Consider the following 25,777-nt stretch of genomic DNA (forward strand, 5'->3'; position numbering starts at 1 on the left):
ATGAGGAACCCGTTCCTGGCCGGCGCCGTCGTCGTCATGACGACGGCGGCGCTGGCCGCCTGCGGTTCGTCCGCCGGCGGGAACGGTCCGGAGGCCGCGGGCGCCCAGCGCCCCGCGGCCTCCGGGCCCGCCGCCCCCGGCCCGTCCGCCGGCACGCCCGCCCCACCCGCCACGCCCGACGCCGGGGAACCCGGGGCGCGGGCCGCCGCCGGTCCCTCCGCCCCCGCCGCGGGCCCGAAGACACCGTCCGGCGAGATCACCCCGGTCACCGGAACGTTCACGAAGAAGCAGCGGGAATATCTGGCGGACCGGGTGCCCCGGGGCATGGACCCGGCCGCCGTGCTCCAGACCGGCCAGGAGGCGTGCGACAAGCTCCGTTATCTGGTCAAGGCCGACCGGGACACCGCCGTCGGCGCCATCACGACGGACGAGATCCCGGACGCGGCGGACGCGGTCGCCGGGCTCTGCCCCCAGCACCAGGACCTGGTGGACGAGGCCGCGTACGCCTACCCGGACGGCACGCACACCGGGAAGAAGCTCCGGCCGGGCGTCTACCGGTCCGCCTCCCCCACCACGGCCTGCTCCTGGCAGATCACCGGGGCCGGCGGCAAGGAGCTGTCCTCGGGCACGTCCGACACCGGCACGTCCCGCACGATCACGATCCCGAAGTCCGCCCGCACGTTCACCTCCACAGGCTGCTACGCCTGGCTGCCCGAAGGAGCCGAGGGATGACCGCAGGAAAGCCGAAGCTGCCGATAGCCGTGGCGATCCCCACGAAGAACGAGGGGCTGAACATCGCGGAGGCGGTGAGATCGGTGCTCGGCCACTTCGAGGCGGTCGTGGTGGTGGACTCCCACAGCACCGACGACACCGTCAAGATCGCCGAGGAGTGCGGGGCCGAGGTGATCACCTACACCTGGGACGGGGGCCACCCGCGGAAGAAGCAGTGGTGCCTGGAGAACGTCCGCACCGACCTGGACTGGATCCTGCTCCTGGACGGCGACGAGAGGCTGAGCCCCAGGCTGCTGGCCGAACTGCGGCAGGCCTTCCGGGACCCGGCGTCCCCGAAGCCGGCCGCGTACGACATACCGCTCGGCTACTGGTTCTCGGGGAAGCGGCTGCGGCACGGATACACCATCCGCAAGCGGTCGTTGACCGACCGGACCCGCTCCCGTTATCCGGAGGTCGGGGACCTCGACGCCCCCGGCATCGGTGAGGTGGAGGGCCACTACCAGCCGGTCGCGGCGACGGTGGGAACGCTCACGCACCCGATCGAGCACCAGGACCTCGATCCGGTGACCGCCTGGTTCGAGCGGCACAACCGCTACTCGGACTGGGAGGCGTGGCTGGAGCAGCACCCCGAGGTGAAGGAGCAGGTGCGCCAGGTCAAGTCGCGCCAGGGGCAACTGTTCCACAAGGCGCCGTTCAAGCCCGTGGTGTCCTTCGCCTACATGTACCTCTACAAGCGGGGTTTCCTGGACGGGCGGGCGGGTCTCGACTTCGCGCTGGCGATGAGCTTCTACCGCTGGCAGATCGCCCTCAAGTCGAGGGAGAAGCCGACGCGTTGACAAGCACAGCGCTCACCACCCCCGCCTCCGGCGGACCACGTCCTCGTAGGTCCGCCGGAGGGTGGCGGTGACGGCCTCGATGGTGAACCGCTCGTTCACCAGCTCCCAGGCGGCCTTGCCCGCCTGCTCGGCGGCCTCCGGCTCCAGCAGCTCCAGGATCGCGTCGGCGACCTTGCGGGCGTTGGCCGCGTCCTCGCCGACCCGGCTGTCGATGACCCGGCCCGACCCCGCCCCGGCCACATCGGGGGCCTGCCCGCAGGTGCGGGTGATGACGACCGGAGTGCCGACCGACATCGCCTCCAGCACCGAGACCGGGAACGGCTCCTCGATCGCCGGCAGCACATACACATCGGCCTCGCGGTCGGCGGCGAGGACCTGCTCGTGCTCCAACGGGCCCACGTGGTCCAGGGAGTCGGCCACACCCAGCCTCCTGGCGAGGGCGAGGGTGCCGGCCAGCGCGCCGGTGTCCGGCCCGGCCAGCACGAACCGGGCGTCCGGGTGGCGGGCGAGGACGTGCGGCATCGCGGCGACGAAGTCCTCGGGCCGCTTGCGCTCCTGGATCCGGGCGAGGAAGAGCACGGTGGGCGGACGGCCGGGGGCGCGGGCGGGCTTGCGCTCCTGCGGGCGCACCCCGTTGACCAGCCGTACGGTGCGGGTGAGCGGGACGGGGGCGGCGACGGCGTTCACATCGACCCGCTCCATCTCGGTGAGGTGCAGGACGGCGTCGGCGTCCCGCAGCACCTTGCGGACCCCGAGCAGGTCGGTCAGCTGCGCGACCTTCTTCTCGGTGGGGTCGATCATGCCGTGGGTCTGCACGACCAGGGGTGTCCGGGTCGCGAGCGCGAGGAGCGCCGCGGGCAGGGTCACCAGGTCCCGCATCAGATGGACGTGCACGAGGTCGGCGCCGCGCATCATGCGGCGCGCGGTGTTCAGCAGCGTTGCGGAGGTGATGCCGCTGACCTCGAACATCGGGAGCAGGTGCCGCGCCTGGAAGAGGTGGACCGGAACTCCCTCCACCTGCCGGGGCAGTTCACCGCCGGGGAAGCCGTCACCTAGGGCCATGACGCGGGCGTCGTCCCCGGCCGCCCGCTGGACCCTGGACAGGTTGAACGCCACCCGGGTCGGACCGCCGAAGGCGTGGTCCGGAGTGTGGAGCGTGACAACATGCAGGATTTTCACCGGAGTTCCCCTCGATCACGGCCACTTGTTCACAGAGTAGCCATCGGTCTTCCTCAAGTGGGCCGATTCGTTAGAGTGTTCAGCGGTTCACTGATCCCTGGGGGGCGCATGACGTCGGTGCACACGTCGGCGCGGGGGGAGGCCGACCGCGTGGCCGCGCGCACGGCGCGTCCGGGAGGTCCGGGCGGCCCCCCGGAGCCGCCCGAGCGGCCGATCGCCTGGTCGATGCTGTCGCGGGCGCTGTCCGTGCCGCTCATCCTGGGGCTCGTCTGCTTCCTGCCGGCGGTCATCGCCGCCCAGCCCGGCAGCGGGGTCCGGGACACGGCGTACTGGCTCCAGCTGGTGCTGACCTGCTACGCGGGGGCCCGGCTGGCGACGATGATCCTCTCGACCCGGCGGCGGCTGCTCCAGGGCGTCTTCTGGATGTTCGTGTACATCGCGATGGGCGTGGCGCCGTTCGCCCAGGTGGTGATCGGGCAGACGCCGACGCCGATGGTGGGGCCGCGCCAGGACCTGGTGACCGCGATCGCGATGATCCTGGTGGGGTGTGCCGCCTACGACCTGGGGGCGCTGCTGGCCTCTCGGCGTCCGCTGCGCCGCCGTACCCCCTCGGCACGGGGCTCGGGCGGAGGGCCGGCCCGGGCGCATCCGGTGCGGCTGCGGCTCCTCGTGCTGCTGGCCTTCGCGGCGAGCGCTTTCTACGTGCTGAAGCTGGGCGGGCCCGCGGTCTTCTTCTCCAGCAGGCAGGAGATCAACGAGACCGTCGCCGCGAGCGGGGTGGTGACGGAGGGGTCCAACGTCGGCTCGGCGTTCATCAAGGGCTTCGGCCAGGTCCCGGCGCTGCTGGCGCTGCTGTTCTACACCCGCCGGCTGGCGACCTCCCGGCGCGCCCGGCGCACCCCGTCGACGGTGCTGGTGTGGGTGGCCCTGGCGGCGCTGAACCTCGTGGTGAACAACCCCATCTCCAATGCCCGTTACTGGTTCCTGACGGTACTGATGGCGTTCGTGTTCACCGCGTTCCCGAGCAGTGCGGCGTTCTACCGCACGGTGCTGACGACGGGGGTGGTGGGGGCGCTGGTGGTGTTCCCGTACGCGGACAGGTTCCGGTACGAGGAGGGGGGCGAGCGGCCCGTGCAGTCGGCCTCGGTCTTCGATCCGCTGGTGACCAAGGACTACGACCAGATGGTGATGTTCGCCAACACCATCTCGTGGGTGGACACCCGGGGGCACACCTACGGCCGCCAGCTGACGGGCTCGGCGCTGTTCTTCGTGCCGCGTGCGGTGTGGAGCGGGAAGCCGGAGGACACCGGGGTCCGGGTCGGGCAGTGGATGGGGCTGCGGATGACCAATCTCTCGGCCCCGCTGTGGACCGAGTTCTGGGTCGACCTCGGTCCGGCCGGGATGGTCGGCGGGATGGCGCTGATCGGCTACGCGGCGGCGCGCACCGACCGCAGGTACGCCCTCGCCGTCACCCGGGCGGGGCCGGGGCCCGGAAGCGTGCTGGCGATCGCGGCCCCGCTGATCGCCGGATACACCTTCATCCTGCTGCGCGGGCCGCTGTTGCAGGCGGTGGGGAAGCTGGCCATCGCGGCGCTGTGCCTGATGCTGATCACCACGTTCAGGGAGCGGCGGGCAGCGCGTCGGCGCTGACGGGCTCCTGGGGACCGGGCCGGCGGCGGCGGAGCCGGGCCACTCGGGTCCAGGTCGCGACCGCCTTGCAGAGCGAGCCCAGGGCGAGCCCCCAGGCCGCGCCCGGGACGCCCCCGATGACGTAACCGCCCGCGAGGAGCGCCACGGCGGTGAGCGAGAAGACGACCTGGATGGAGAGCGTGGTGCGCGGGTCGAGCATGCGCAGGGCGAGCAGCCCGCAGGTGCCGACGGCCATCGCCGCGTACTGGCTTCCGGTCGCGGGGAGCAGGGCGGCGGCCGTGGGCCAGGTGTCGCCGAGCAGTTCGCGTCCGGCGCGCGCGGGCAGCAGGGCGAGCACGGTGGCCCAGAGGGCGGCGGTCCCCGCGAGAACCGCGGCGAGGACGGCGGTGGCCCGGACCCGGCGGCGTTCGTCGCCGATGCGGCCGAGCAGCGGGGTGCCGAAGGAGGTGGCCGAGGTGTAGAGCACGTTGAGCGGTCCGAACAGGGTGGTCGCCCCGCGCAGCGCGCCGACGAGGAGCGGGTTGCCGACCGCGCCGAGGCCGAGGACCGACAGCTGACCGGTCGCGTTGCCGACGCCGAACTCGACGGTGAAGCGCTGTCCGAGATGGCCGCGCCGCAGCATCGGGCGCAGGCGGACCGGGGCCCCCGCGGTGGCCCGGTGGAGGAGCGCGGCGGACAGGAGCAGCGCGGGCAGCGCGGAGAGCCCCCAGGCGGCGATCAGGCGCGCCGGGGACGCCCCGTGGTCCTGTGCGGCGAGCGCCGCCAGCACGCAGGCGAGCCGTGACAGGTCGGCGGCCAGGGCGAGATGGGGGCGCTGGAGGGTGGCGAAGGCGTAGCGTCCCGCGTCCTGTCCCAGCACCACGGGCAGCACGAGGCCGAGCGCCGTCAGCGCGCGGGCGGTGTCGCCGGGGACGAGGACGCAGACCGCCGCGAGCAGCGCGCCGAGGGCGGCCGAGGCGAGGACGGTGAAGGCGAGCGCGGACCGGCAGGCGCCCCGGGTCTCCTTCCCCGCGCCGCGTTTGAGGACCAGCGGCTGCCCGACATACGCGCCCGCGACGCCGAGGAGCACGGTGAAGACCAGGTAGACCGCGGAGAAGCGGGCGAAGTCGGCGACGGTGGAGAGCCGGGCGGCGGCGAGCAGCACCAGGATGTTGGTGAGCGCCGCCACACCTTGATCCGCGACCGAGCAGAGGACGGCGGTACGGGCTCTCAATTGCGCGCGGCCGGCTGGGTGAAGGCGCGCAGGCCGAGGGTCTCGGTGGGATCGCCGGTGGTCTCGGGAGCGTCCGGCCCGGCGGTGGGGGCGGGGCCGCCGCCACCGCCCCTGCGTCGGGTCGGCTTCGCCCGTCGCTCCCCGCGCCGCAGCCGTCTCCGGCCGGGGTGGAGCAGCGCGCCGAGAACGGCACCTCCGGAGGCGCCGATGATCTCGCGGATGCGTTCGAGGTCGCTGCGGTGCACCTCGCGCGGGTCGCAGACGACCATGACACCCTCCACCCGGTCGACCAGGGCGACCGCGTCCGCGTAGGACAGGACGGGCGGGGCGAGGACGATGACGACGTTGCCGGTCCGGTCCGCCTCGGCGACGATGCGGCCGACGGGCGGGGAGGTCAGGGCGCGCGGGACGTTGTCGACGGTGGTCCCGGGGATCAGGGCGAAGGCCCCGGAGCCGGGCACGTCCACGTTGGTGCGACCCCCGGCGGGCCAGCCGCCGCCCTTCTCGGCGGCCCAGCGCGGCGGGCGTACCTCGTGGGAGCCGGAGCCGAGGTCACGGGCGAGCGAGGGGGTGCGCAGGTCGGCCTCGACGAGCAGGACGTCGCGGCCCATCTCGGCGAAGGCGGCGGCCAGGTTGGCGGCCGCGGCGGCGGCCGCCGTGTTGTCGCCGCGGGGGGCGGTGACCAGCAGACGGCGGCTCTCGGCGAACGACGGGTCGTAGGCGAGCCGGAAGGCGACGGCGCGGTACTCCTCGGCCAGCCGGGAGGTGCCGCGCCCGATGGCGAGCAGGCTGCCCGCGGCGGCGCGTTCCCGGGGCAGGGTGCCCAGCAGGGGCGCGCCGAGCGAGCGGACCAGTTCGCGGGGGGAGCGTACGGCGGGGTCGAAGACGAGGCGCACCCAGGAGAGCAGCAGTCCCAGGGCGAGGCCCACGACGCCGCCGAGCCCGAGGAGCAGGGGCAGTCCCGGGCCGGTGGGCGACGTGGGCGCGACGGGCTTCTTGTTGAGGTAGCCGGGGGTGGTGTCCAGGGCCTTCAGTTCGGAGATCTTCCGGCTCAGCTCGGAGATGGAGACGATGATGTTGGCGCGGGCGCTGCTGACGTCGTCCTCCGCGCCCGTTCCCGCCTGGTCCTCCAGCAGGTCCCGCTTCTCCTCCAGCGGGCCGAGCTGGGCCCGGTAGCCGTCGGACATGTTCTGGATGCTCTCCAGGGTGCGCGCCTTGCGGTGGGCCAGGTAGGCCCCGGCGAGGGCCTCGGCGCGGGCGCGGGCCTGCTCGGGGGTGGCGGCCGTGTAGGAGAAGCGGAGGGTGAGCGTGTTGGGCGGGTTGGTGACCTGGAGCCCGGTGAGCAGCTTGCGGGCGGTGACGTCGTCGCCCGCCTTGAGCAGGGTCCCGGCGGCCAGGGTGCCCACCGTGTCGCTGACGGCGGTCTGGCGCTCGGAGCCGATGTTGATGCCCTTGTCCGCGGTGGAGCCGGCGGCGAAGGGGTCGGAGATCGCGGAGCGGACGAGCACCTCGCCGGTGGCGGTGTAGGTGTCCTCGCCGCCGAGGGCGAGATAGCCGCCGCCGAGCAGGCCGACGACGACTCCGCAGGCCAGCAGGGATCGGTAGCGCAGGAGTTGGCGGAACTGGTCGCGCAGGAGCGCCGGCTCGTCCTGGTCGTCCGGGGCGCGGTGGTGCGGGGTCATCGGCGGGGGCTCCCTTGTGCGTCCGGCAGGGCCTCGGCGAGCAGGTCGTCGAAGCGGGCGAGGCCCGCCTCCCGGCTCAGGTGGCGGGCGACGTAGCGCGGTCCCCCGGCCCCGAGGGCGTCGGCGGCGGCCGGGTCGGCGACCAGTTTCCGCACCGCTTCGAGCAGGGCGGCCGGGTCCTCGGGCGCGACGAGGACCCCGGCGCCCGAGCGGCGGACCTCGTCGGCGGTGCCGCCCTCTTCGGCGACGGAGGCGATCACGGGGCGTCCGGAGGTGAAGTAGGAGGTGAGCTTGGAGGGGACGCTCATGTCGAGGACCGAGGCGCGCTGGGTGACCGCGAGGACGTCGGCGGCGGCGAGGACGTCGGTGAACTCCTCGGCCGCCGCGGGCTCCGGGAAGTCCACGTTGGCCAGTCCCTCGGCGTGGGCGCGCAGGGCGTCGCGCTGGTTGCCGTCGCCCATCAGGACGACGCGGACGTCGGGGGCGAGGCGGGCGGCGTCCACCAGGACGTCCAGCCCCTGCTTGAGCCCCATGTTGCCGGAGTGCAGGACGACCGGGGTCCCCTCGGGCCAGCCGAGCCGGGCGCGGGTCGCGGCCCGGTCGGCGGTGGGGCCCTGCACATGGGTCCAGTTGGGGACGAGGCGGATACGCCCGGGGTCGACGCCGAGAGCGGTGACGCCAGGGACGAAGCTCTCGTGGATGACGCCGACGAGGGCGGCCCCGCGCAGTGCGTACCGCTCGGCTGCCGCGGCGACGGTGGCGGCCCTGCCTCCGCCCCGGATGCCGCTCTGCGCGGCGGCGGCGCCCATCAGGTCCTGGACGACGGGCAGGTGGGGGACGCGGTGGCGCCGGGCGAGGCGGGCTCCGATGACGCCGCCCGCGAGGCTGGGCATCTGGGAGATCACGGCTTCGGGGCGTCCGGGCGGCGGGGCGAACAGTCCGGTCGCGAGGACGCTCGCCTCGAACGCGGCACGCCGCAGAGCGGTCTGACGGGGCGGCACATAGTGCCGGCGCCGGTGCACGCCGACGCCGCCGCGTATCTCCACCGTCCTCCAGACGCCCCGGTACGCCTCCTCCAGCCGCCAGGAGGGGTAGTGCGGCATACCGGTGAGCGCCCGGACCCGGGCCCCGGACGCGGCCCAGTGCTCGGCCAGCTGGGTGGCGTACGGGCCTATGCCCGTGAGCTCCGGTGCGTAGTTGGTCGAAACCACCAGAAGTCGGCGGCCTCGGATCGGACTGGACCTTGACGCTTCGGACATCGGACGATCGCCTTCCCCCCACGACAGCCGCTGCCCCCACCGGGGAACAGCCCCTGCCGAGCTTATCCGTTCACGGCTTGCACAAGTGTTCTTCACAGTAAGGTCGTTGGAACATCACCGGATCACGTTCACCGTGGGGGGAGAGATACGGATGGTGCAGCACAGGGTGGGTTACGCACCCGGGGTGTACGACCTGTTCCACGTCGGGCACCTCAACATCCTGCGGCACGCCCGCAGCCAGTGCGACTACCTGGTCGCGGGGGTCGTGTCGGACGAGATGGCCGCCCTCGCCAAGGGTCACACGCCGATGATCCCGCTCCGCGAACGACTGGAGATCGTCCGCAGCGTGCGCTTCGTGGACGCCGCCTTCGTGGAGACCGTGCCGGACAAGGTCGAGACCTGGCAGCAGGTCCGGTTCGACGTGATCTTCAAGGGGGACGACTGGCGGGGCACGGACAAGGGGCAGAAGCTGGAATGCGACTTCGCCGAAGTCGGCGTGGAGGTCGTCTACTTCCCGTACACCGTGCACACGTCCAGCACCCAGCTGCGCCGGGCGCTGGACGTGCTCGTCAACCGGCCCGGAGCGCTTTCAGCTCCCTGAACCACTTGGCGAGGAAGGCCGCCAGGAACACCGCTTGCACCACCGCGAGCGCGGCGTACCCGGCGCGGAAGGCCCCGGGTGCGCCGAGCAGCAGGAACACCAGGCAGAACACCCCGTAGTCGGCGGGCAGCAGCGCCACGGCCCGCGCCCGGGAGACGGGCGCCGGCGCGTCCGGCGCCGCCCAGGACGGGCCCCGGGCACTCACCGCCGCCTTGCCGAGCTGTTCGCGCAGCAGCCCCGCGCAGAAGGTCACCACCGCCGCCAGCTGGAAACCCAGTGGCAGCAACAGCCATGCCTCGGAAGGCAGTTCGCCGAAGCGGTAGAAGGAGATCAGGACGACGGCGTGGACGAGCAGCAGTTTCCCGCAGTCCACGACATGGTCCAGCCACTCCCCGTCGGGCCCTCCCCGGCCGGTGAGCCGGGCGAGCTGCCCGTCGGCGGAGTCAAAAGCGAAGCCGACCGCGAGGGCCGCCCAGACCAGGACGCCGAGCGCCCAGGACGGCTCGACGAGCGCGACCGATGCCACCGCTCCGTACGTGAAGAGCGCGCTCGCCAGTGTGACGTGATTGGGCGTCATCCCCATGCGGTACGCCCCGGCTGCGAGCACCCGCCCGGCGGGCCGGTTCACGTACCGCGAATAGAGCGAGACGCCCTTGGCGCTCTTCTGTGCGCCGCGCAGTTCGCGCAGCACTGTACCCGTGCTTCCCATACGCCCCCCAGCGTCCGGCATTGCCCGCATCATGGCATGCGGACACCGGCCCGGGGGCGCTTTGGCGGGGACAGGACGGTGTGGGGATCAGACGCGTTCCAGCGGGCGGTGCGGCCCGGCGGGGAGTTCGGCGGTGACCGTGTCTCCGGGACGGACCACACCGCCGCGGCGGACCACGCTCATGACACCGGCCTTGCGCACCACCGCGCCCGCCGCGTCCCGGCCGACGACCTGCTTCAGCAGCCCTTCCCGGAAGGCCTCGATCTGGAGGCAGGGGTTGCGCAGGCCGGTGACCTCGACGACCGCGTCGGCGCCGATCCGCAGCAGCGTGCCGGTGGGGAGGGCGAGCAGGTCGAGGCCCCGGGTGGTGACGTTCTCGCCCAGCTCTTCGGGAGCCACGGTGAATCCGGCGTCGGCCAGCTCCGTGAACAGCTCCTCGTGGATCAGGTGGACCTGCCGGAGATTGGGCTGGGTGGGGTCCTGCGCGACCCGGGACCGGTGCTTGACCGTCTCGCCCGCGTGGGCGTCGCCCTCGACGCCGAGTCCGGCGAGCAGCGTCACGCTGTCCCGGCTCTCCTTGCCGAACGTGTGCCCGCCGCTGGTGCTGACCGCCGTGACCGTTCCGTACGCCATGGTTCCCCGCCCCCGCTCGTCCTGTGCGTCGCTCGATCTCCGTCGACCCTACGCCCGGCGGCGGACCGGTACGCGGAGCCCCCTTACCTCCGGGGTAATCGACGGTGCCCGAGCTCCGGGCCAAGGTGGGGTCACCGCCCCGGACCACCGGAGCGCACAAGGAGAGGGCACACCATGACCGCGTACGACGAGGCCGTCCAGCGCTACTTCGCCGCCTGGAACACCACCGACGTCGAGGAGCGGGCGAAGGCCGTGGCCGCCGCGTTCACCGCCGACGCCCGCTACACCGACCCGCTGGCCGACGTACAGGGGCACGAGGGGCTGGCGGCCGTGATCGGCGGCGTGCACCAGCAGTTCCCCGGCTTCCGCTTCCGGCCCGCCGGGACGCCCGACGGGCACCACGACCTGGTCCGGTTCGCCTGGGAGCTGGTCTCCCCGGCGGACGGCTCCGCGCCGGTGGCCGGGTTCGATGTGGTCCGGCTCGCCGAGGACGGCCGGATCAGTTCGGTGAGCGGGTTCCTGGACCGCGTACCGGGGGCGTGAACCCCACGCCGACGCGCGCTCACTTGCCGTCGGTGAGCTGCTCGTCGAGTTCGTCGAAGAGCAGGTCGCCGTGTTCGATCTGCCCGGTGCGGTACGCGGAACGGGCCACCAGGTGCGAGGCCACCGGGCCGGTCAGCATCTGGAAGAAGGCGATGAGGCCGAGAGTGGCGAGTTCCATGCCGCCGCGCAGCCGCAGCGCGACCCCGGCCAGGACCAGGATCATGCCGAGGGTCTGCGGCTTGGTCGCCGCGTGGCTGCGGGAGAGGACGTCCGGGAGCCGGATCATGCCGATCACCCCGAGCAGACAGATCGCGGCGCCGACAAGGAGCAGTGCGGCGCCGGCCGTGTCGGCGATCTGGTGCCAGAGACTCATCCCGGACCCTCCTCGGTGTCGTCGGGGCGCGGGGAGCGGGGCGTGTGCCGGGGCCGGTCGCGTACGGCGATGAAGCGGGCGATGCCCACCGAGCCGGTGAACCCGAGGAACGCCAGCACCAGCATGATCGGGAAGTAGAACGGGTCCCGGGCGAACGCCGACTTGGCGGCGAGGCCGGCGATGATCAGGGCGGCGCACACGTCCAGGGAGATGGCCCGGTCCAGCATGGAGGGGCCCCGCCAGATCCGGGCCAGCAGCAGGGCCCCGGCGAGCAGGATCAGGACGACGGCCGTGGTCAGCAGGGCGTGGTCGACCTGTTCGGGCGCGGTCATGGTGCGGGCCTCCCTGCGGCGAGCTGGGGCGGTGGCGGGGGTTCGGCGACCCTGGCGATCTCGTCGGGGGTGCCGAAGGCCCGTACGGTCAGTTCCTCGATCCGCCACACCTGGCGCCGGGCGGCTTCGAGCTCCTCGGGCCGGTCGGCGTCCAGGACGTGCAGGAAGACCGTGGCGGTGGCCCGGCGCACCTCGATGATGGAGCCGCCGGGGACGTTGGAGACGGCGACGGCGGTGGCCGCGAGCATCAGGTCGCTGCGGCAGCGCAGGGGCACCCCGATCACGGCGGCCCGGTGCGGCAGGCCGCAGAAGGTCTGCCGGGTGACCTTCACCCCCGATGTGTACATGTCGCAGAAGAGGTAGCCGACCAGGCGCAGGATGCCCCAGAGGTGGAGCCGTAGTCCGAGGTCGACGCGGGGCAGCGGGAAGGCGAGGCAGACGGCGACCGAGACGACCAGGCCGGTGATGACGTTGGCCCAGGTGAGGGTGGACCAGAGCAGCACCCAGATGACGGTGAGCCAGGCGATCAGCGGCAGGTCCAGCACGCGTCGGCGGGAGCCGAGTTCGCAGCTCAGCGGCGGCAGATCGGCGTTGCGGAACGAGAGGCGCAGGATGCGTTTCACCGGCCCAGCACCTCCTGGACGTAAGGGGTCCGCCGGAGGATCTCGGCGGCCGTGCGGTCGGTGAAGGCGGTGAGCGGGCCGGCGAACACCGTGAAGGCGAGGCCGATCGCGATGGTCGCCGCGGTGGCCGCGATCATCGGGCGGGGCAGCCGGCTGGTGGTGATGACGGCCCGTCCGTGCAGGGTCGCGGCGACGGCCTGTCCCGCCGGGCGGTGGGCCGGGGCGATGCCCTCGTCACCGGTGCCGCGGATCCGGTCGGGGCCCGCGTCCGCGTCGTCGTCGCTGTCGTCGCCGGACTCCAGGACCGTGCCGGCGGCGGCCTGGCCGGGCGGGGCGGCCCGCCAGAAGGCCAGGTTCCAGACCTTGGCGACCACGTACAGCGTCAGCAGGCTGGTGGCCGCCGAGCCCGCGACCAGCAGCCAGGCCCAGCCGCCGCCGTCGGCGACGCCGGCGCGCATCAGCCCGAGCTTGCCGATGAAGCCGGACAGCGGGGGGATCCCGGCGAGGTTCATCGCGGGGACGAAGAACAGCACGGCGAGCATCGGCGCGGCCCTGGCCAGCCCGCCGAGCCGGGTCAGCTCCGTGGTGCCGCCCCGGCGTTCGATGAGACCGGCGACGAGGAACAGGGTCGTCTGGACGGTGATGTGGTGGGCGACGTACACGATGGCACCGCCGTACGCCTCGCGGGTGGCGAGGCCGATCCCGAAGACCATGTAGCCGATGTGGCTGATCAGGGTGAAGGAGAGCAGCCGCTTCAGGTCGGTCTGGGCGACCGCGCCGAGGATGCCGATGACCATCGAGGCCAGCGCGACGGCCATCAGGAGGTCGCCGAGACGGTTGCCGGGGAAGAGCAGGGTCTCGGTGCGGAGCATGCAGTAGACCCCGACCTTGGTGAGCAGTCCGGCGAAGACGGCGGTCACGGGGGCCGGGGCCGTGGGGTAGGAGTCGGGGAGCCAGGCGGCGAGCGGGAAGACGGCCGCCTTGATCGCGAAGACGGTCAGCAGCAGCGCCTGGATGAGGGTCTGCACACCGATGGGGAGGTCGGCCAGCCGTCCGGCGAGCTGGCCGAAGTTGGCGGTGCCGGTGGCCGCGTACGTCATGGCGATGGCGGTGAGGAAGAGCATCGAGGAGAACAGCGAGATGATCACGTACGTGGAGCCCGCCCGCATCCGGGGTCCGGTGCCGCCGAGGGTGAGCAGGACGAAGCTGGCGACCAGCATGATCTCGAAGCCGACGAAGAGATTGACGAGGTCGCCGGCGAGGAAGGTGCAGGAGACCCCGGCGACGAGGATCAGGTAGGCGGGGTGGAAGACGGCGAGCGGGGTCTCCTTGTCCCGGTCGGTCATGCCCTGGCCGAGGGAGTAGACGAGCACGCAGAGCGTGATGGCCGAGGAGACCGTGAGCATCAGCCCGGAGAGCCGGTCGGCGACCAGGGTGATGCCGAGCGGCGGGGCGAAGTCACCGAGGTGGACGGAGAGCGGGCCCTGCCGGTCGGCGGCGATCATGAGGATCACCGAGAGCGCGAGTACGGCGGTCAGCACGGCGACGCTGATGAAGCGCTGGAAGCGCCCCAGGCGGGTGCCGAAGGCGAGGCTGAGGCCGGTGGCGCACAGGGGCAGCAGCACGGGCAGCGGGACGAGCGCGTTCATCCGTCGGCTCCTCGGTCACGGGGGTAGCGGTCGTCCGCCTTGGCGTCGCCGTCACGTGCGTAGTCCTCCGGGTCCGCGCCCAGCACGTCGTTCCACAGGTTGCCGGAGGCGTCGCGGCCCCGGGCCTGGCGGGCGCGGTCGGCGCGGAGCCGGTCGCGGAGCCGGCGGCGCTCCTCGCGGTAGCGTTCGCGCTCCTCGGCGGTGGGCTCGGCACCCGACCGGAACTGTTCGCGCAGCTGGGCGCGTTCGCCGAGCACTTCGGCGCGCAGCACGACGCGGCGGTCCTCCAGGTCGTCGTGGACCTCGTCGGTGCCGGTGATCTGGTGGCTGCGGTAGGCCATGGCCAGCAGGAAGGCGGTGGTGGCCAGGGTGATGACGATGGCGGTCAGCGCGATGGCCTGGGGCAGCGGGTCGGTGACCCGGCTCAGGGACACCCCGTAGAGCAGGGGCGCGGCGCCGGCCCGGCCGGTGGAGGAGAGGACCAGCAGGTTGATGCCGTTGCCGAGGATGACGGCGCCGAGCAGGATGCGGGTCAGCGGGCGGGTGAGCATGAGGATGCCGCCGACGGCGCAGAGCACGACGGCGGTGGCGAGGAGCGAGGCGCTGACGATCACCGGGGGGTCCCTCCCGCCTCGGGGCCGCCTTCGGGGGCGAGGACGCCCGCCGCCCGTTCGATCTGCCGGTCGATCTTGGCGCCGAGTGCCCGCACGATGTCCAGGACGACGCCGAGGACCAGCAGGTAGACGCCGAAGTCGAAGAGGACCGAGGTGCTCAGGTGGTAGTCGCCGAAGACCGGCAGGCGTCCGTAGTACGTGAAGGCGTGCAGGACGGTGCCGTCGACGAGTCCGAGGAGGCCCACGCCGGTGGAGATGAAGAGGCCGAGGCCGGTGAAGAGCCCTGGTTGCAGGGGGGCGGCCTCGGCGAGTTCGAAGCGGCCGCCGGCCAGGTAGCGGGTGATCAGGGCGAGTCCGGCGACGAGTCCGGCGACGAACCCGCCGCCGGGCAGGGACTCGGCGCAGAACAGCAGATAGACCGAGAGCACGAGGATCGGGTGGAACAGCAGCCTGGCCACCACTTCGAAGACGATCGAGCGGTGCTCGGGCGCGAGGGTGGCTCCGGCGGCCAGCCAGCCGCGTTCGGGGGCCGCGTCGTCGCCCTGCGGCAGTCGGGCGGAGTGGTGCGCCGACAGGGACCAGGCGGTACGCCCCCGCAACTCGTCCTGGACCATGGTGCCCTCGCTGCGGCGGTGCAGGTAGATGAGGCTGGTGACGCCGATCGCGGCGGCGGCGAGCACGGCGGACTCCCCCATCGTGTCCCAGGCACGCAGGTCGACGAGGATGGTGGCCACGACGTCCTTGAGCCCGTGGTCGGCGACCTCCCGGACCATGGCGGCGCCGGCCGGTTCGGCGGTGCGCGCGGCGGCGGCGACCCACATGCCGACGCCGACGGTGGCGGCCGCCGCGAGGGCCATCGGGATGCGGGCGGCCCGCCGCCAGGTACTGACGGTCTCGTGGAAGTGGACGGGCATGCGGCGCAGCACCAGCACGAAGACGATCATCGACACGGTCTCGACGCAGAACTGGGTGAGCGCCAGATCGGGTGCTCCCTGGACGACGAAGAGCAGGGCGGCGCCGTATCCGGTGAGGCCGGCCAGGACGACGGCCTTCATACGCCGCCGCACCGTCAGACAGAGCAGAGCGGCGGCGCAGGTCAGGGCCGCGACCGCGCCCTGCAGGGGGTTGTCCCAGAGCCGGGGACGCACGGCCCCGTCCCAGGGGGTGTCGACCATGAGGACGGTGAGCTGCCCGGCGAGCATGACGAGGAGGGTGGTGGCGAGGTACACGGAGAGGGAGCCGCGCTGGATGAAGCCGGTGACCTGGAGGGCGAGACGTTCCTGCCCGAGCAGCAGATGACCGAAGACGCTGTCGGCGGTGGGCCAGGCGATCCGGCGGGAGAGCCGGGTGACGTGGGCGCGGCCGAGGAAGAGCACGGCGCCCGCGGCCCAGGCGAGGGCCGACAGGAGCAGCGCGCTACCGAAACCGTGCCAGAGGGCGAGGTGGTACGGCTCTTCCCCGGCCGGGAAGGTATCGGCGTACGCGCCCAGCAGCCGGTCGGTCCAGCCGACGCCGGGGCCGAGGACCAGGCCCAGGGCGGCGAGCAGGGCGGGCGGGGCGAGGAAGGCCCACCCGACGCGGTGGACGGGAGTGTCGGGGACGCCGGGCTTGCGGGCGAACGCGCCCCAGACGAACCGCAGGCTGTACGCGGTCGTCAGCGCGGAGCCCGCGACGACGACGGCCAGCGCCCACCGGTCGGCGGCGGAGCCGTGCAGCAGCGCCTCGAACGCGGCCTCCTTCGCCGCGAAGCCGAGCAGCGGCGGGAGGGCGGCCATGGAGGTGGCGGCGAGGGCGCCGACACCGGCGACGTACGGCAGCGAGCGGCCGACTCCGGACAGTTCGCGCAGGTCACGGGTGCCGGTCGCGTGGTCGACGATGCCGGTGACGAGGAACAGCGGGGCCTTGAAGAGGGCGTGCCCGAGGATCAGCGCGGCGGCGGCGAGCGCGGCGTTCCGGTTGCCGGTCCCGGCGAGCAGGATGAGGAACCCGAGTTGGCTGACGGTCCCGTAGGCGAGGACGAGCTTGAGGTCGTTCAGGCGCAGCGCCCGCCAGCCGCCGAGCAGCATGGTCGCGCCGCCGAGGACGAGCACGACGGGTTTCCAGACGGGGACGTCGGCGAAGGCGGGGGCGAGCCGGGCGACCAGGTAGACACCGGCCTTGACCATCGCGGCGGCGTGGAGATAGGCGCTGACGGGGGTCGGCGCGGCCATGGCGTTCGGCAGCCACATGGAGAACGGCCAGATCGCGGACTTCGACAGGGCCCCGCACAGCACGAGGACGACGGCGACGGACACGGCGAGGGTCGTCTCGGGCGGATCGGCGACCATCGCGGAGATCCGGTAGGTGCCGGCGGCCTGACCGAGAATCAGGAAGCCGACGAGCATGGCGAGGCCGCCGAACGTGGTGACGACGAGGGCCTGGAGGGCGGAGCGGCGGCTGTGCCGGTGTTCGCTGCCGTGGCCGATCAGCAGGTAGGAGAAGACCGTGGTCAGTTCCCAGAACACGTAGAGCGTGATCAGGTCGTCGGCGAGGACGAGGGCGAGCATCGCGCCCGCGAAGGCGAGCAGGTTCCCGGCGAAGCGGCCCAGTTGCGGGGTGTCGTCGGTGAAGTAGGAGGCGCAGTACAGCAGGACGAGCGCGCCGACTCCGGCGGCGAGCAGCACCATCAGTTCGGCCAGCGCGTCCAGGCGGAGGTCGAGGGCGACGCCGTAGTCCGGGATCCACTGCCAGGACCAGGTGTCCGCGCCTCCGGACGCGGCGGTGCTCCAGCGGGTGAGGGCCCAGACGGTGGCCGCCGTCGGCGGCAGGGCCAGCAGGACGAAGGCCCGTCGGCCGAGCCGGTGCACCAGCGGGCCCGCGCAGGCCGCGAGCGCGAAGTGGGCGACGATGAGCGCGATCACCGAGGGGTGTCCGGTTCGGGCGGCGGGGCATCCTGAATAGAGGGCACTAAATACAGATATATCCCTCAGGCTGATTCACCCGACCGGCGCGCCGCACCCCTCCCGGCCGCTGTCTCCGGGAGGGGCGCCTCGGCCGTGTCCGGCGCAGGGTCCGCTGTGGTCGCAGTACGGCGTGTTGCCGGTGGCGCCGCAGCAGCAGAGCATCACCCGGGTCTCGTGGCGTGGTCCGTACGAGCCCGGACGAGCGAGCGCCCGCGGCGGTCCCGAGTCCGTGAACCACTGGTATCGCGCCAGTGCTCGGGCCCGGCCGGTGCCCGCGCGGTCGCCCGGCCGGTGCCCGCGCGGTCGCCCGGGCGTGCACGGGGAGTACGCGAAGAGTCTCCGTGCGGACCTGTCCCTGCACACGGCCGATCGGCTATCCGTGACGTCGCACGCACTCGGCGACGTGCAGGCAGCGGTGCGCGTCGAAGCCGACGACGATGCCCTCGCCGTCGTAGGAGCGGGCGGCGGGGCGCGGGGCCGGCGGGCTGGTCACCGCTGGCTCTCCTGGTCGGCTCGGCGTCCGGACCCCTTCAGCCTCGCCCCGCCGTCCTCCCGCCGCTACTCGGACGCCCGGCTCACGGCAGCACCGCGACCCCGTCGATCTCGACCATCGCCTGCTCGTCCCAGAGCCGGGCCACCCCGATGACGGCCATCGCCGGGTAGTCGCGCCCCGCGAGCCTGCGCCAGATCCGGCCCAGCTCGGGGGCGTGGGAGCGGTAGCCGGCGATGTCGGTGGCGTAGACGGTGACCCGGGCGAGGTCGGCGGGGGCGCCGCCGGCCGCGTGGAGAGCGGTGAGCAGATTGCCCAGGGCGACGGCGAACTGGTCGGGCAGGGTGGCCCCGACGACCTTTCCGTCCGGGTCGAGTGCGGTCTGCCCGGCGAGGAAGACCAGGTGCCCGCCGGTGGCGACGACGGCGTGGCTGAAACCGGTGGGCGGGGAGAGTTCGGCCGGGTTGATCCGGTGGGACGGACTCATGCGGGCGGCTCCTGGGTGCGGCCCGCGGGCTCCACGGGCTCCGGGGCGGCGGGCTGCTGGGCGAGGGAATGCTGATCACGGGACAGCGCGTCACGGGACAGCGCGTCACGGGACAGCTGGTCGTGGCGCTGCCCGGCGGAGGGCTCGGGCCGCTGGGCGGCGCTCGCGTACAGCTCCTTGGCGATGATGGTGCGCTGCACCTCGCTCGCGCCCTCGTAGATCCGCGGCGCGCGGACCTCGCGGTAGAGGTGTTCGAGCAGATGGCCCCGGCGCAGGGCGCGGGCGCCGTGCAGCTGGACGGCGGCGTCGACGACGTACTGCGCGGTCTCGGTGGCGTACAGCTTGGCCATCGCCGCCCGGCGCGGCACGCCGCTCTCCCCCGCGTCGTACGCCGCGGCCGCCGCGTACACCAGGAGGCGGGCGGCCTCGGTGCGGGTGGCCATCTCCGCGACCTGGTGCGAGACGGCCTGGAGGTCGCTCAGCGGGCCGCCGAACGCGGTGCGGTGGGCGGTGTGGTCCAGGGTCGCGTCGAGGGCGGCACGGGCCATCCCCACGGCGAACGCCCCGACGCTGGGCCGGAAGAGGTTGAGGGTGTTCATCGCGACGCGGAAGCCCCGGTCGGGCTCGCCGAGCACGTCGTCGGCGGTGACCGGTACGCCGTCGAACTCCAGGGTGCCGATGGGGTGCGGGGAGAGCATGTCGAGGGCGGAGCCGGTAAGCCCGGGGCGGTCGGACGGGACCAGGAACGCGGTGATGCCGCGGGCTCCCGCCCCGGGGGTCGTCCGGGCGAAGACCACGGCGAAGTCGGCCTCGGGGGCGTTGGAGATCCAGCACTTCTCGCCGGTGAGCGCCCAGCCGCCCGGGGTGTGTTCGGCGGCCAGGCCCAGGGCCGCCGCGTCGGACCCCGCACCCGGCTCGCTCAGCGCGAAGGCGGCGACGGCCCGCCCGGCCCGTACCTCGGGGAGCCAGCGCTCACGGTGGGCGGCGGTGCCCGCCTGGACGACCGGAGTGGTGCCGAGACCCTGGAGAGCGAGGGCGGTCTCGGCCTCGGTGCAGCCCCGGGCCAGGGACTCGCGCAGCAGGCACAGGTCCAGCGCCCCGGAGCCCAGCATCCGGCCGAGGAGGCCCAGCTCGCCGAGGGCGGCCAGCAGCGGGCGGTTCACGCGCCCGGGCTCCCCCTTCTCCGCCAGCGGGCGCAGTTCCCGCACGGCGAGGGTACGGAGCTCATCGCACCAGGCGGTCTGTTCCGGTTCGAGGGAGAATGCCGTCATGGCGGCGCCTCTCTTGTCGCGTCGTGTCGCGTCGTGTCGTGTCGGGTGCCCTGCCGCGTCAGCCGGCCTGTCGCGTTGCGTGGCTCTCGTCGTTTCGTCGCATCGCACGTCATGTCTTATCGCGGACCGTTGACTACCGTCACCCAAACGATACGCTCCAGAGGCGACAAGGGGGCGATCCTTCATGGAGCCGAATTCCTCGCCGAACACGCCCACAGCCGCCGCCGACGCGTCCGCACGCGTCCCCGGCGCGCATCCCCAGCCGTCCGGGCACGCCGCGGGCGCCCACGCCGACACCTTCACGCGCGACCATCTCCCGCCGCCGGAGCAGTGGCCGGAGCTTCTCCTGGAGGATCCCGCGCCGCGCTACCCCGACCGGCTGAACTGCGGGCGCGAACTGCTGGACCGGACCGTCGAGGAACGGGGCGCGGACCGCCCCGCGCTGCTCTCCGGCGACGGGAGCGCCTGGAGCTACGGAGAGCTGCGGGAGACGGTGGACCGCATCGCCCATGTGCTGACGGACGACCTGGGCGTCGTGCCGGGCAACCGGGTACTGCTGCGCGGGCCGACGACGCCCTGGCTGGCCGCCTGCTGGCTCGCCGTCATGAAGGCGGGCGCGGTCGCCGTCACCGTACTGGCGCAGGCGCGCGCGACGGAGCTGGCCACCATCTGCTCGCTGGCGCGGATCGGCCACGCTCTGTGCGACGCCCGGTCGGCGCGGGACCTGGCGGAGGCGGACGTGGAGGGCCTGCGGATCACCTTGTTCGGCGGGGACGCGGCGGGAGACCTGACCCGGCTGGCCGAGGCCAGGACCGGGCCGTACCGGGCGGTGGACACGGCCGCCGACGAGGTCGCGCTCATCGCGTTCACCTCGGGGACCACCGGACGCCCCAAGGGCTGTATGCACCTGCACCGGGACCTCCTGGCCATCGCCGACACCTTCTCCCGGCACGTGCTGCGCCCCTCGGCCGACGACGTGTTCGCGGGCAGTCCGCCGCTGGGGTTCACGTTCGGCCTGGGCGGGCTGCTGGTCTTCCCGCTGCGGGCCGGGGCGTCGACGCTGCTGCTGGAGCAGGCGGGCCCGCGGCAGCTGCTGCCCGCCCTGGTCCGGCACCGGGTCTCGGTGCTGTTCACCGCGCCGACGGCCTACCGCACCATGCTCGGGCAGCTGGACGGCCACGACCTCTCGGCGCTGCGACGCTGCGTGTCGGCCGGGGAGAACCTCCCCGAGGCGACCTGGCGGGCCTGGTACGAGGCGACGGGACAGCGCATCATCAACGGCATCGGGGCCACCGAACTGCTCCACATCTTCATCTCCGCCGCCGACGACGCGATCCGGCCGGGCACGACCGGGGTGCCCGTGCCGGGGTGGCAGGCCCGGGTGGTGGACGAGCGCGGGGACGAACTGCCCGACGGCGAGGCGGGACTGCTGGCCGTGCGCGGCCCGGTCGGCTGCCGCTATCTCTCCGACCCCCGGCAGACGGAGTACGTCCGGCACGGCTGGAACATGACCGGCGACACCTTCGTCCGCGAACCGGACGGCTACTTCCGCTACGTGGCCCGCGCCGACGACATGATCATCTCCTCCGGCTACAACATCGCGGGCCCGGAGGTGGAGGACGCCCTGCTGCGCCATCCGGAGGTCGCGGAGGCCGCCGTGGTGGGCCGGGCGGACGAACTGCGGGGCGAGATCGTGGTGGCGCACGTGGTGCTGACGGAGGGCTCGGAGCAGACCGCGGACTCGCTGCGCGCCCATATGAAGGCCAACCTGGCGCCGCACAAGTGCCCGCGGGTCTTCGCCTTCCCGCCGTCCCTGCCCCGGACGGCCACCGGGAAACTCCAGCGGTTCCTGCTGCGGGACCAGCCCGGCTCTCCCCCGGCTCGGCCTCTAGAGTGATCACGTGGCCGAGTTGCGCACCCCCCGTTCCCTGATCGTCACGCTCTACGGCGCCTACGGCCGCCCGCCGGACGGCGCGCCGTTCGCGGTGTCGGAGCTGATCCGCCTGCTGCACGCCGTCGGCGTCGACGCCCCCTCCGTACGCTCCTGCGTCTCCCGGCTGAAGCGGCGCGGGCTGCTGGTGGCCGCCCGTGCGGCGGACGGTTCGGCGGGGTACGCGCTGTCACCGGACGCCCGGCAACTGCTGGACGACGGGGACCGGAGGATCTACCGGCGGCGTGCACCGCGGCTCTCCGACGGCTGGGTGCTCGCGGTGTTCTCCGTGCCCGAGGCGGAGCGCAACAAACGCCATCTGCTGCGCTCCCGGCTGGCCCGGCTCGGCTTCGGCACGGCCGCGCCCGGGGTGTGGATCGCGCCGGCCGGGCTGTACGAGGAGACCCGGCACACCCTGGAGCGGCTCGGACTCGCCCCGTACGTGGACCTGTTCCGCGGCGAGCATCTCGGCTTCGCCGCCACCCGCGAGGCGGTGGCCCGCTGGTGGGACCTGGCGGCGGTGGCGCGCCTGCACCACGAGTTCCTGGAACTGCACGAGCCGGTGCTGCGGGACTGGGAGACGTCCGGGGGCGCCGACGACGCCCCCCGCCCGCAGACCGCCTACCGGGACTACCTGCTGGCACTGGACTCGTGGCGTCAACTCCCTTACGCGGACCCGGGTCTGCCGCCGGAGCTGCTGCCCGGGGACTGGCCGGGCGGCCGGTCGGCGGAGGTGTTCGGCCGGCTGCACGAGCGACTGCGGGACGCCGGGGAGCTGTACGTACGGCCGTGACTCCCGCCGGGGGCCGAAATCCGGATGCCCCGGCCCCCGGCCCACGGGCAGGATGAGGCGTGACCGGCCGAGTGGCTGGTGGACGAGGGCACGGAACGCGGGGCGCTCACCCGCTGGGAGAGCGGCGGGGCCCCGGCGGCTCTCGCGGGGCGCTCCCGGATGCGGGCGGGCACGGTGCGGGTGACCTCTGCGGGTGACCTCGGTGTACACCCCGCCGGTCGTTCGCGGCCGGGGGTACGCGGCCGCCGTGACCGATGAGGCCGGCCGGGCGGCCCGGGAGGCGGGGGCCGTGGAGGTCGTGCTGTTCACCGACCTCGCCAACCCGACGAGCGACGGCGTCCATCTGCGCATCGGCTACGCGCCGGTGGCGGACCGGCTGCTGTTGAGGAGGAACACGTGACGGAGGAGCCGGTGGACGCGGAGCCCGGCACGGCGGAGCCTGGGGCTGCGGAACCCGTGGCGGAGGAGCCGATGACGGCGGAGCCCGCGGCTGCGGAGCCGTTGTGGCTCGTCGCCGCGAACGTGGTGCGGTGGCGGCGGTACGGGGACGGTGGGCAGGAACTGCGCCCGGGGACCAAGTCGTACCGGGGCGGGTCGAAGGTGCACGTCGTCGGCGCCTACGGGGGCATGGGGCACGAGCAGCTGACCACCATCGGGCGTGGCCGGCACACCGGTGCGTACATCACCCTCGACATGGCGACCCGCAATCTCCACACCTTCCGGCCCGTCGCGGTGTACAGCCCGGCGGTGTTGCGACGCGTGGCGGCGGTGGGCGTCGACGGTTCGTGGGCCACGCGGGAGTACGCCGAGGAGCTGGCCGCACTGCTCGGGCGGCTGGCCCCGCGGTACCGCGAGGAGCACTGGGGCGGGGTGCCGCACCCGGCCCCCTGCCGGTGCCACGACTGCCTCAGCCCAGCGTGAGCCGGGGCTTCGGTCCGTCGGTGCGGCCGGTGGGCGGGGGTCGGCTGCCGGCGCCGTACGGAAGGGGCCAGGGAGCGCCGGGGCCGCTGTAGCCCTGTTCGGCCGCCGCGTGCAGGGTCCAGTGCGGGTCGTACAGATGGGGGCGGGCCAGGGCGCAGAGGTCGGCGCGGCCCGCCAGGAGCAGGGAGTTGACGTCGTCCCAGGAGGAGATCGCGCCGACCGCGATGACGGGGACGTCGACGGTGTTGCGGATCCGGTCGGCGTACGGGGTCTGGTAGGAGCGTCCGTATTCGGGGCGCTCGTCGGCCACGACCTGACCGGTGGAGACGTCGATGGCGTCGGCCCCGTGGTCGGCGAAGGCGCGGGCGATCGTGACGGCGTCCTCGGCGTCGGTGCCGCCCTCGGCCCAGTCGGTGGCGGAGATCCGCACGGTCATCGGCCTCTCCCGCGGCCAGACCTCGCGGACGGCGTCGAAGACTTCGAGGGGGAAACGCAACCGCCCGGCCGGTGCTCCGCCGTAGGCGTCGGTGCGGCGGTTGGTGAGCGGGGAGAGGAAGCCGGAGAGCAAGTAGCCATGGGCGCAGTGGAGTTCGAGGAGGTCGAAACCTGAGTCGGCGGCGCGCCGGGCGGCCGCCACGAACTGCTCACGCACGGCGTCCAGTCCGGCCCGGTCCAGCTCCGCGGGGACCTGACTGACGCCCGGCCGGTACGGGAGCGGGGAGGCGGCCGTCAGCGGCCAGTTGCCGTCCTCCAGGGGATCGTCGATGCCCTCCCACATCAGCTTCGTGGAACCCTTGCGGCCGGAGTGGCCGAGCTGCACGCCGATGGCGGCGCCGGGCGCGGAGGTGTGGACGAAGTCGGTGATCCGCCGCCAGGCGGCGCCCTGTTCGTCGTTCCACAGACCCGCGCAGCCGGGGGTGATGCGGCCTTCGGGGCTGACGCAGACCATCTCGGTCATGGTGAGTCCCGCGCCGCCGAGCGCCCGGGCCCCGAGGTGGACGAGGTGGAAGTCGGCGGGCAGCCCGTCGGTGGCGGAGTACATGTCCATGGGCGAGACGACGACGCGGTTGCGCAGTTCGAGGCCGCGCAGGCGCAGTGGGGTGAACATCGGCGGGGTGCCCGGCGGACAGCCGAACTCCTCCTCGACGGCGGCGGTGAACGAGGCGTCGCGCAGCCGGAGGTTGTCGTGGGTGACCCGGCGGCTGCGGGTGAGGAGGTTGAACGCGAAGCGGCGCGGCGGCTGGTCCACGTAGGTGGCCAGCTCCTCGAACCAGCGCAGGCTGGCCGCCGCGGCGCGCTGGGTGGAGGCGACGACCGGGCGGCGCTCGGCCTCGTACGCGGCGAGGGCCGTCGGCAGGTCCGGCTGTTCCCCGACGCAGGAGGCCAGCGCGAGGGCGTCCTCGACGGCGAGCTTGGTGCCGGAGCCGATGGAGAAGTGGGCGGTGTGGGCCGCGTCGCCGATGAGCACCGTGTTGCCGTGGGACCAGCGGGAGTTGGCCACCGTGCGGAAGGCGAGCCAGGAGGACCTGTTGCCGCGCAGCGGGCGACCGTCCAGCGCTCCGGTGAAGAACTCGGCGCAGCGGTCGGTGGATTCGACCGCGTCGCAGCTGTCGAGCCCGGCGGCGCGCCAGACCTCCTCGCGCATCTCGATGATGACGGTGGAGGCATCCGCCTCGTACGGGTAGCCGTGCAACTGCATGACGCCGTACGGGGTTTCGGCGATCTCGAAGCGGAAGGCGTCGAGCGCGAAGTCGGCGGCGAGCCAGATGTAGCGGTTGCGGTGCTCGGTGACGCTCGGGCCGAAGGAGTCGGCGTGGCCCGTGCGGGTGGCGCTGTGCACCCCGTCGGCGGCGATGACCAGGTCGTGGTGGGCGGCGAGCTCGGCGGCGGGCGGGGCCGGGGCGCGGAAGCGGAGGTCGACGCCGAGGCCGGTGCAGCGCCCGTGCAGGATCTCCAGGAGCCGGCGGCGGCCGAGGGCGGCGAACCCGTGGCCGCCGGAGGTGTGGGTCCGGCCCCGGTGGACGACGTCGATGGTGTCCCAGCGGACGAACTCGGCTCTCAGCGCCCGGTACACCTCGGGGTCGGCGTGTTCGATGCCACCGAGGGTCTCGTCGGAGAGGACGACGCCGAAGCCGAAGGTGTCGTCGGGGGCGTTGCGCTCGAAGACGGTGACGGCGCGGTCCGGATCGAGCCGCTTGAGGAGGGCAGCGGCGAAGAGCCCGCCGGGGCCGCCGCCGACGACCGCGACCCGGCGCACGCGGTCCGGCTCCCCGGCACCGCGCCGGGGCGCTTCGGGGGCCGGCACGGTGGCGTCA

23 protein-coding genes and 1 pseudogene are annotated in these 25,777 nt (G+C 73.5%); 9 read left to right on the plus strand and 15 right to left on the minus strand.

What is annotated here, in order from left to right; genetic code table 11:
• Window positions 1-732: a hypothetical protein gene (locus ACH4RG_RS28895; protein WP_397921918.1), complete on the plus strand. Its 732-nt coding sequence runs from the start codon at window positions 1-3 to the stop codon at window positions 730-732.
• A complete protein-coding gene (locus tag ACH4RG_RS28900; protein ID WP_397921916.1) occupies window positions 729-1,568 on the plus strand; it encodes a glycosyltransferase family 2 protein in 840 nt (279 codons plus the stop codon). The genes ACH4RG_RS28895 and ACH4RG_RS28900 overlap by 4 nt, the downstream gene beginning before the upstream one ends.
• Before the next feature lie 12 nt (window positions 1,569-1,580).
• Here the strand turns inward: ACH4RG_RS28900 and ACH4RG_RS28905 are convergent, their stop codons facing one another.
• Window positions 1,581-2,747 carry a glycosyltransferase gene (locus tag ACH4RG_RS28905; RefSeq protein WP_397921914.1) on the minus strand — a complete coding sequence of 389 codons (1,167 nt, stop codon included), beginning with the start codon at window positions 2,745-2,747 and terminating at the stop codon, window positions 1,581-1,583.
• Window positions 2,748-2,855: 108 nt separating this feature from the next.
• Between ACH4RG_RS28905 and ACH4RG_RS28910 the strand changes: the two genes are divergently transcribed.
• Window positions 2,856-4,397 carry a hypothetical protein gene (locus ACH4RG_RS28910; protein ID WP_397921912.1) on the plus strand — a complete coding sequence of 514 codons (1,542 nt, stop codon included), beginning with the start codon at window positions 2,856-2,858 and terminating at the stop codon, window positions 4,395-4,397.
• Here the strand turns inward: ACH4RG_RS28910 and ACH4RG_RS28915 are convergent.
• From ACH4RG_RS28915 to ACH4RG_RS28925, 3 genes are read right to left on the minus strand one after another with little or no spacing between them, the layout of a single operon-like run.
• Window positions 4,366-5,610, minus strand: a complete 1,245-nt coding sequence (locus ACH4RG_RS28915) for a hypothetical protein (protein WP_398540482.1) — start codon at window positions 5,608-5,610, stop codon at window positions 4,366-4,368. The genes ACH4RG_RS28910 and ACH4RG_RS28915 overlap by 32 nt on opposite strands.
• Window positions 5,607-7,292 (minus strand): lipopolysaccharide biosynthesis protein, encoded by a 1,686-nt coding sequence (locus ACH4RG_RS28920; RefSeq protein ID WP_397921908.1) that lies wholly within the window; start codon window positions 7,290-7,292, stop codon window positions 5,607-5,609. Before ACH4RG_RS28920 ends, ACH4RG_RS28915 begins: the two co-directional genes overlap by 4 nt.
• Window positions 7,289-8,551 carry a glycosyltransferase gene (locus ACH4RG_RS28925; protein WP_397921906.1) on the minus strand — a complete coding sequence of 421 codons (1,263 nt, stop codon included), beginning with the start codon at window positions 8,549-8,551 and terminating at the stop codon, window positions 7,289-7,291. Before ACH4RG_RS28925 ends, ACH4RG_RS28920 begins: the two co-directional genes overlap by 4 nt.
• A gap of 151 nt (window positions 8,552-8,702) precedes the next feature.
• Here ACH4RG_RS28925 and ACH4RG_RS28930 point away from each other — a divergent pair, with 151 nt between their 5' ends.
• The gene (locus ACH4RG_RS28930; protein ID WP_397921904.1) at window positions 8,703-9,152 is read left to right on the plus strand and encodes an adenylyltransferase/cytidyltransferase family protein; all 450 of its coding nucleotides are present in this window, start codon (window positions 8,703-8,705) and stop codon (window positions 9,150-9,152) included.
• Here the strand turns inward: ACH4RG_RS28930 and ACH4RG_RS28935 are convergent.
• Both ACH4RG_RS28935 and ACH4RG_RS28940 read right to left on the minus strand, forming a co-directional pair.
• Window positions 9,121-9,861 carry a CDP-alcohol phosphatidyltransferase family protein gene (locus ACH4RG_RS28935; protein ID WP_397921902.1) on the minus strand — a complete coding sequence of 247 codons (741 nt, stop codon included), beginning with the start codon at window positions 9,859-9,861 and terminating at the stop codon, window positions 9,121-9,123. The two genes, ACH4RG_RS28930 and ACH4RG_RS28935, sit on opposite strands and share 32 nt — an antisense overlap.
• Window positions 9,862-9,948: 87 nt before the next feature.
• On the minus strand, window positions 9,949-10,494 hold the full coding sequence (locus ACH4RG_RS28940) for an MOSC domain-containing protein (RefSeq protein WP_398540483.1): 546 nt from the start codon (window positions 10,492-10,494) through the stop codon (window positions 9,949-9,951).
• Window positions 10,495-10,668: 174 nt separating this feature from the next.
• On the opposite strand from ACH4RG_RS28940, the gene ACH4RG_RS28945 reads away from it, so the two are divergent.
• Entirely contained in the window at window positions 10,669-11,037 is a 369-nt protein-coding gene (locus tag ACH4RG_RS28945; protein ID WP_397921898.1) for a nuclear transport factor 2 family protein, read from the plus strand.
• Between the two features lie 19 nt (window positions 11,038-11,056).
• Here ACH4RG_RS28945 and mnhG read toward each other — a convergent pair whose 3' ends face one another.
• The 8 genes from mnhG to ACH4RG_RS28985 all read right to left on the minus strand — a co-directional run bounded on the left by mnhG (window position 11,057) and on the right by ACH4RG_RS28985 (window position 19,818).
• Window positions 11,057-11,410 (minus strand): monovalent cation/H(+) antiporter subunit G, encoded by a 354-nt coding sequence (mnhG, locus tag ACH4RG_RS28950; RefSeq protein ID WP_397921896.1) that lies wholly within the window; start codon window positions 11,408-11,410, stop codon window positions 11,057-11,059.
• Window positions 11,407-11,742, minus strand: a complete 336-nt coding sequence (locus ACH4RG_RS28955) for a monovalent cation/H+ antiporter complex subunit F (RefSeq protein ID WP_397921894.1) — start codon at window positions 11,740-11,742, stop codon at window positions 11,407-11,409. The genes mnhG and ACH4RG_RS28955 overlap by 4 nt, the downstream gene beginning before the upstream one ends.
• Window positions 11,739-12,365: a Na+/H+ antiporter subunit E gene (locus ACH4RG_RS28960; protein WP_397921892.1), complete on the minus strand. Its 627-nt coding sequence runs from the start codon at window positions 12,363-12,365 to the stop codon at window positions 11,739-11,741. Before ACH4RG_RS28960 ends, ACH4RG_RS28955 begins: the two co-directional genes overlap by 4 nt.
• Entirely contained in the window at window positions 12,362-14,014 is a 1,653-nt protein-coding gene (locus tag ACH4RG_RS28965) for a Na+/H+ antiporter subunit D (RefSeq protein WP_397921890.1), read from the minus strand. The genes ACH4RG_RS28960 and ACH4RG_RS28965 overlap by 4 nt, the downstream gene beginning before the upstream one ends.
• Entirely contained in the window at window positions 14,011-14,628 is a 618-nt protein-coding gene (locus ACH4RG_RS28970; protein ID WP_018956988.1) for a Na(+)/H(+) antiporter subunit C, read from the minus strand. The genes ACH4RG_RS28965 and ACH4RG_RS28970 overlap by 4 nt, the downstream gene beginning before the upstream one ends.
• Window positions 14,625-17,528, minus strand: a complete 2,904-nt coding sequence (locus ACH4RG_RS28975; protein ID WP_397921888.1) for a Na+/H+ antiporter subunit A — start codon at window positions 17,526-17,528, stop codon at window positions 14,625-14,627. The genes ACH4RG_RS28970 and ACH4RG_RS28975 overlap by 4 nt, the downstream gene beginning before the upstream one ends.
• A 617-nt stretch (window positions 17,529-18,145) precedes the next feature.
• The gene (locus tag ACH4RG_RS28980) at window positions 18,146-18,547 is read right to left on the minus strand and encodes a RidA family protein (protein ID WP_397921886.1); all 402 of its coding nucleotides are present in this window, start codon (window positions 18,545-18,547) and stop codon (window positions 18,146-18,148) included.
• On the minus strand, window positions 18,544-19,818 hold the full coding sequence (locus ACH4RG_RS28985) for an acyl-CoA dehydrogenase family protein (protein WP_397921884.1): 1,275 nt from the start codon (window positions 19,816-19,818) through the stop codon (window positions 18,544-18,546). The genes ACH4RG_RS28980 and ACH4RG_RS28985 overlap by 4 nt, the downstream gene beginning before the upstream one ends.
• Window positions 19,819-20,002: 184 nt before the next feature.
• On the opposite strand from ACH4RG_RS28985, the gene ACH4RG_RS28990 reads away from it, so the two are divergent.
• From ACH4RG_RS28990 to ACH4RG_RS29005, 4 genes and pseudogenes are all read left to right on the plus strand, one after another.
• Entirely contained in the window at window positions 20,003-21,715 is a 1,713-nt protein-coding gene (locus tag ACH4RG_RS28990) for an AMP-binding protein (RefSeq protein WP_397921882.1), read from the plus strand.
• Between the two features lie 4 nt (window positions 21,716-21,719).
• Window positions 21,720-22,541 (plus strand): PaaX family transcriptional regulator C-terminal domain-containing protein, encoded by an 822-nt coding sequence (locus ACH4RG_RS28995; RefSeq protein ID WP_397921879.1) that lies wholly within the window; start codon window positions 21,720-21,722, stop codon window positions 22,539-22,541.
• Between the two features lie 66 nt (window positions 22,542-22,607).
• Window positions 22,608-22,941 (plus strand): annotated as a pseudogene (locus ACH4RG_RS29000) (GNAT family N-acetyltransferase); the annotation flags it as partial.
• Window positions 22,938-23,462, plus strand: coding sequence for a hypothetical protein (locus ACH4RG_RS29005; protein WP_397921876.1), 525 nt, complete (start codon window positions 22,938-22,940; stop codon window positions 23,460-23,462). The pseudogene ACH4RG_RS29000 and the gene ACH4RG_RS29005, both read left to right, overlap by 4 nt.
• Here the strand turns inward: ACH4RG_RS29005 and ACH4RG_RS29010 are convergent.
• Complete coding sequence (locus tag ACH4RG_RS29010; protein ID WP_397922481.1) at window positions 23,449-25,767, minus strand: bifunctional salicylyl-CoA 5-hydroxylase/oxidoreductase; 2,319 nt, start codon at window positions 25,765-25,767, stop codon at window positions 23,449-23,451. The two genes, ACH4RG_RS29005 and ACH4RG_RS29010, sit on opposite strands and share 14 nt — an antisense overlap.
• Window positions 25,768-25,777: the final 10 nt, after the last annotated feature.

The sequence above is a fragment of the Streptomyces sp. NPDC021019 genome, from assembly GCF_044333295.1.
In the GTDB taxonomy this organism is placed as follows: Bacteria; Actinomycetota; Actinomycetes; order Streptomycetales; family Streptomycetaceae; genus Streptomyces.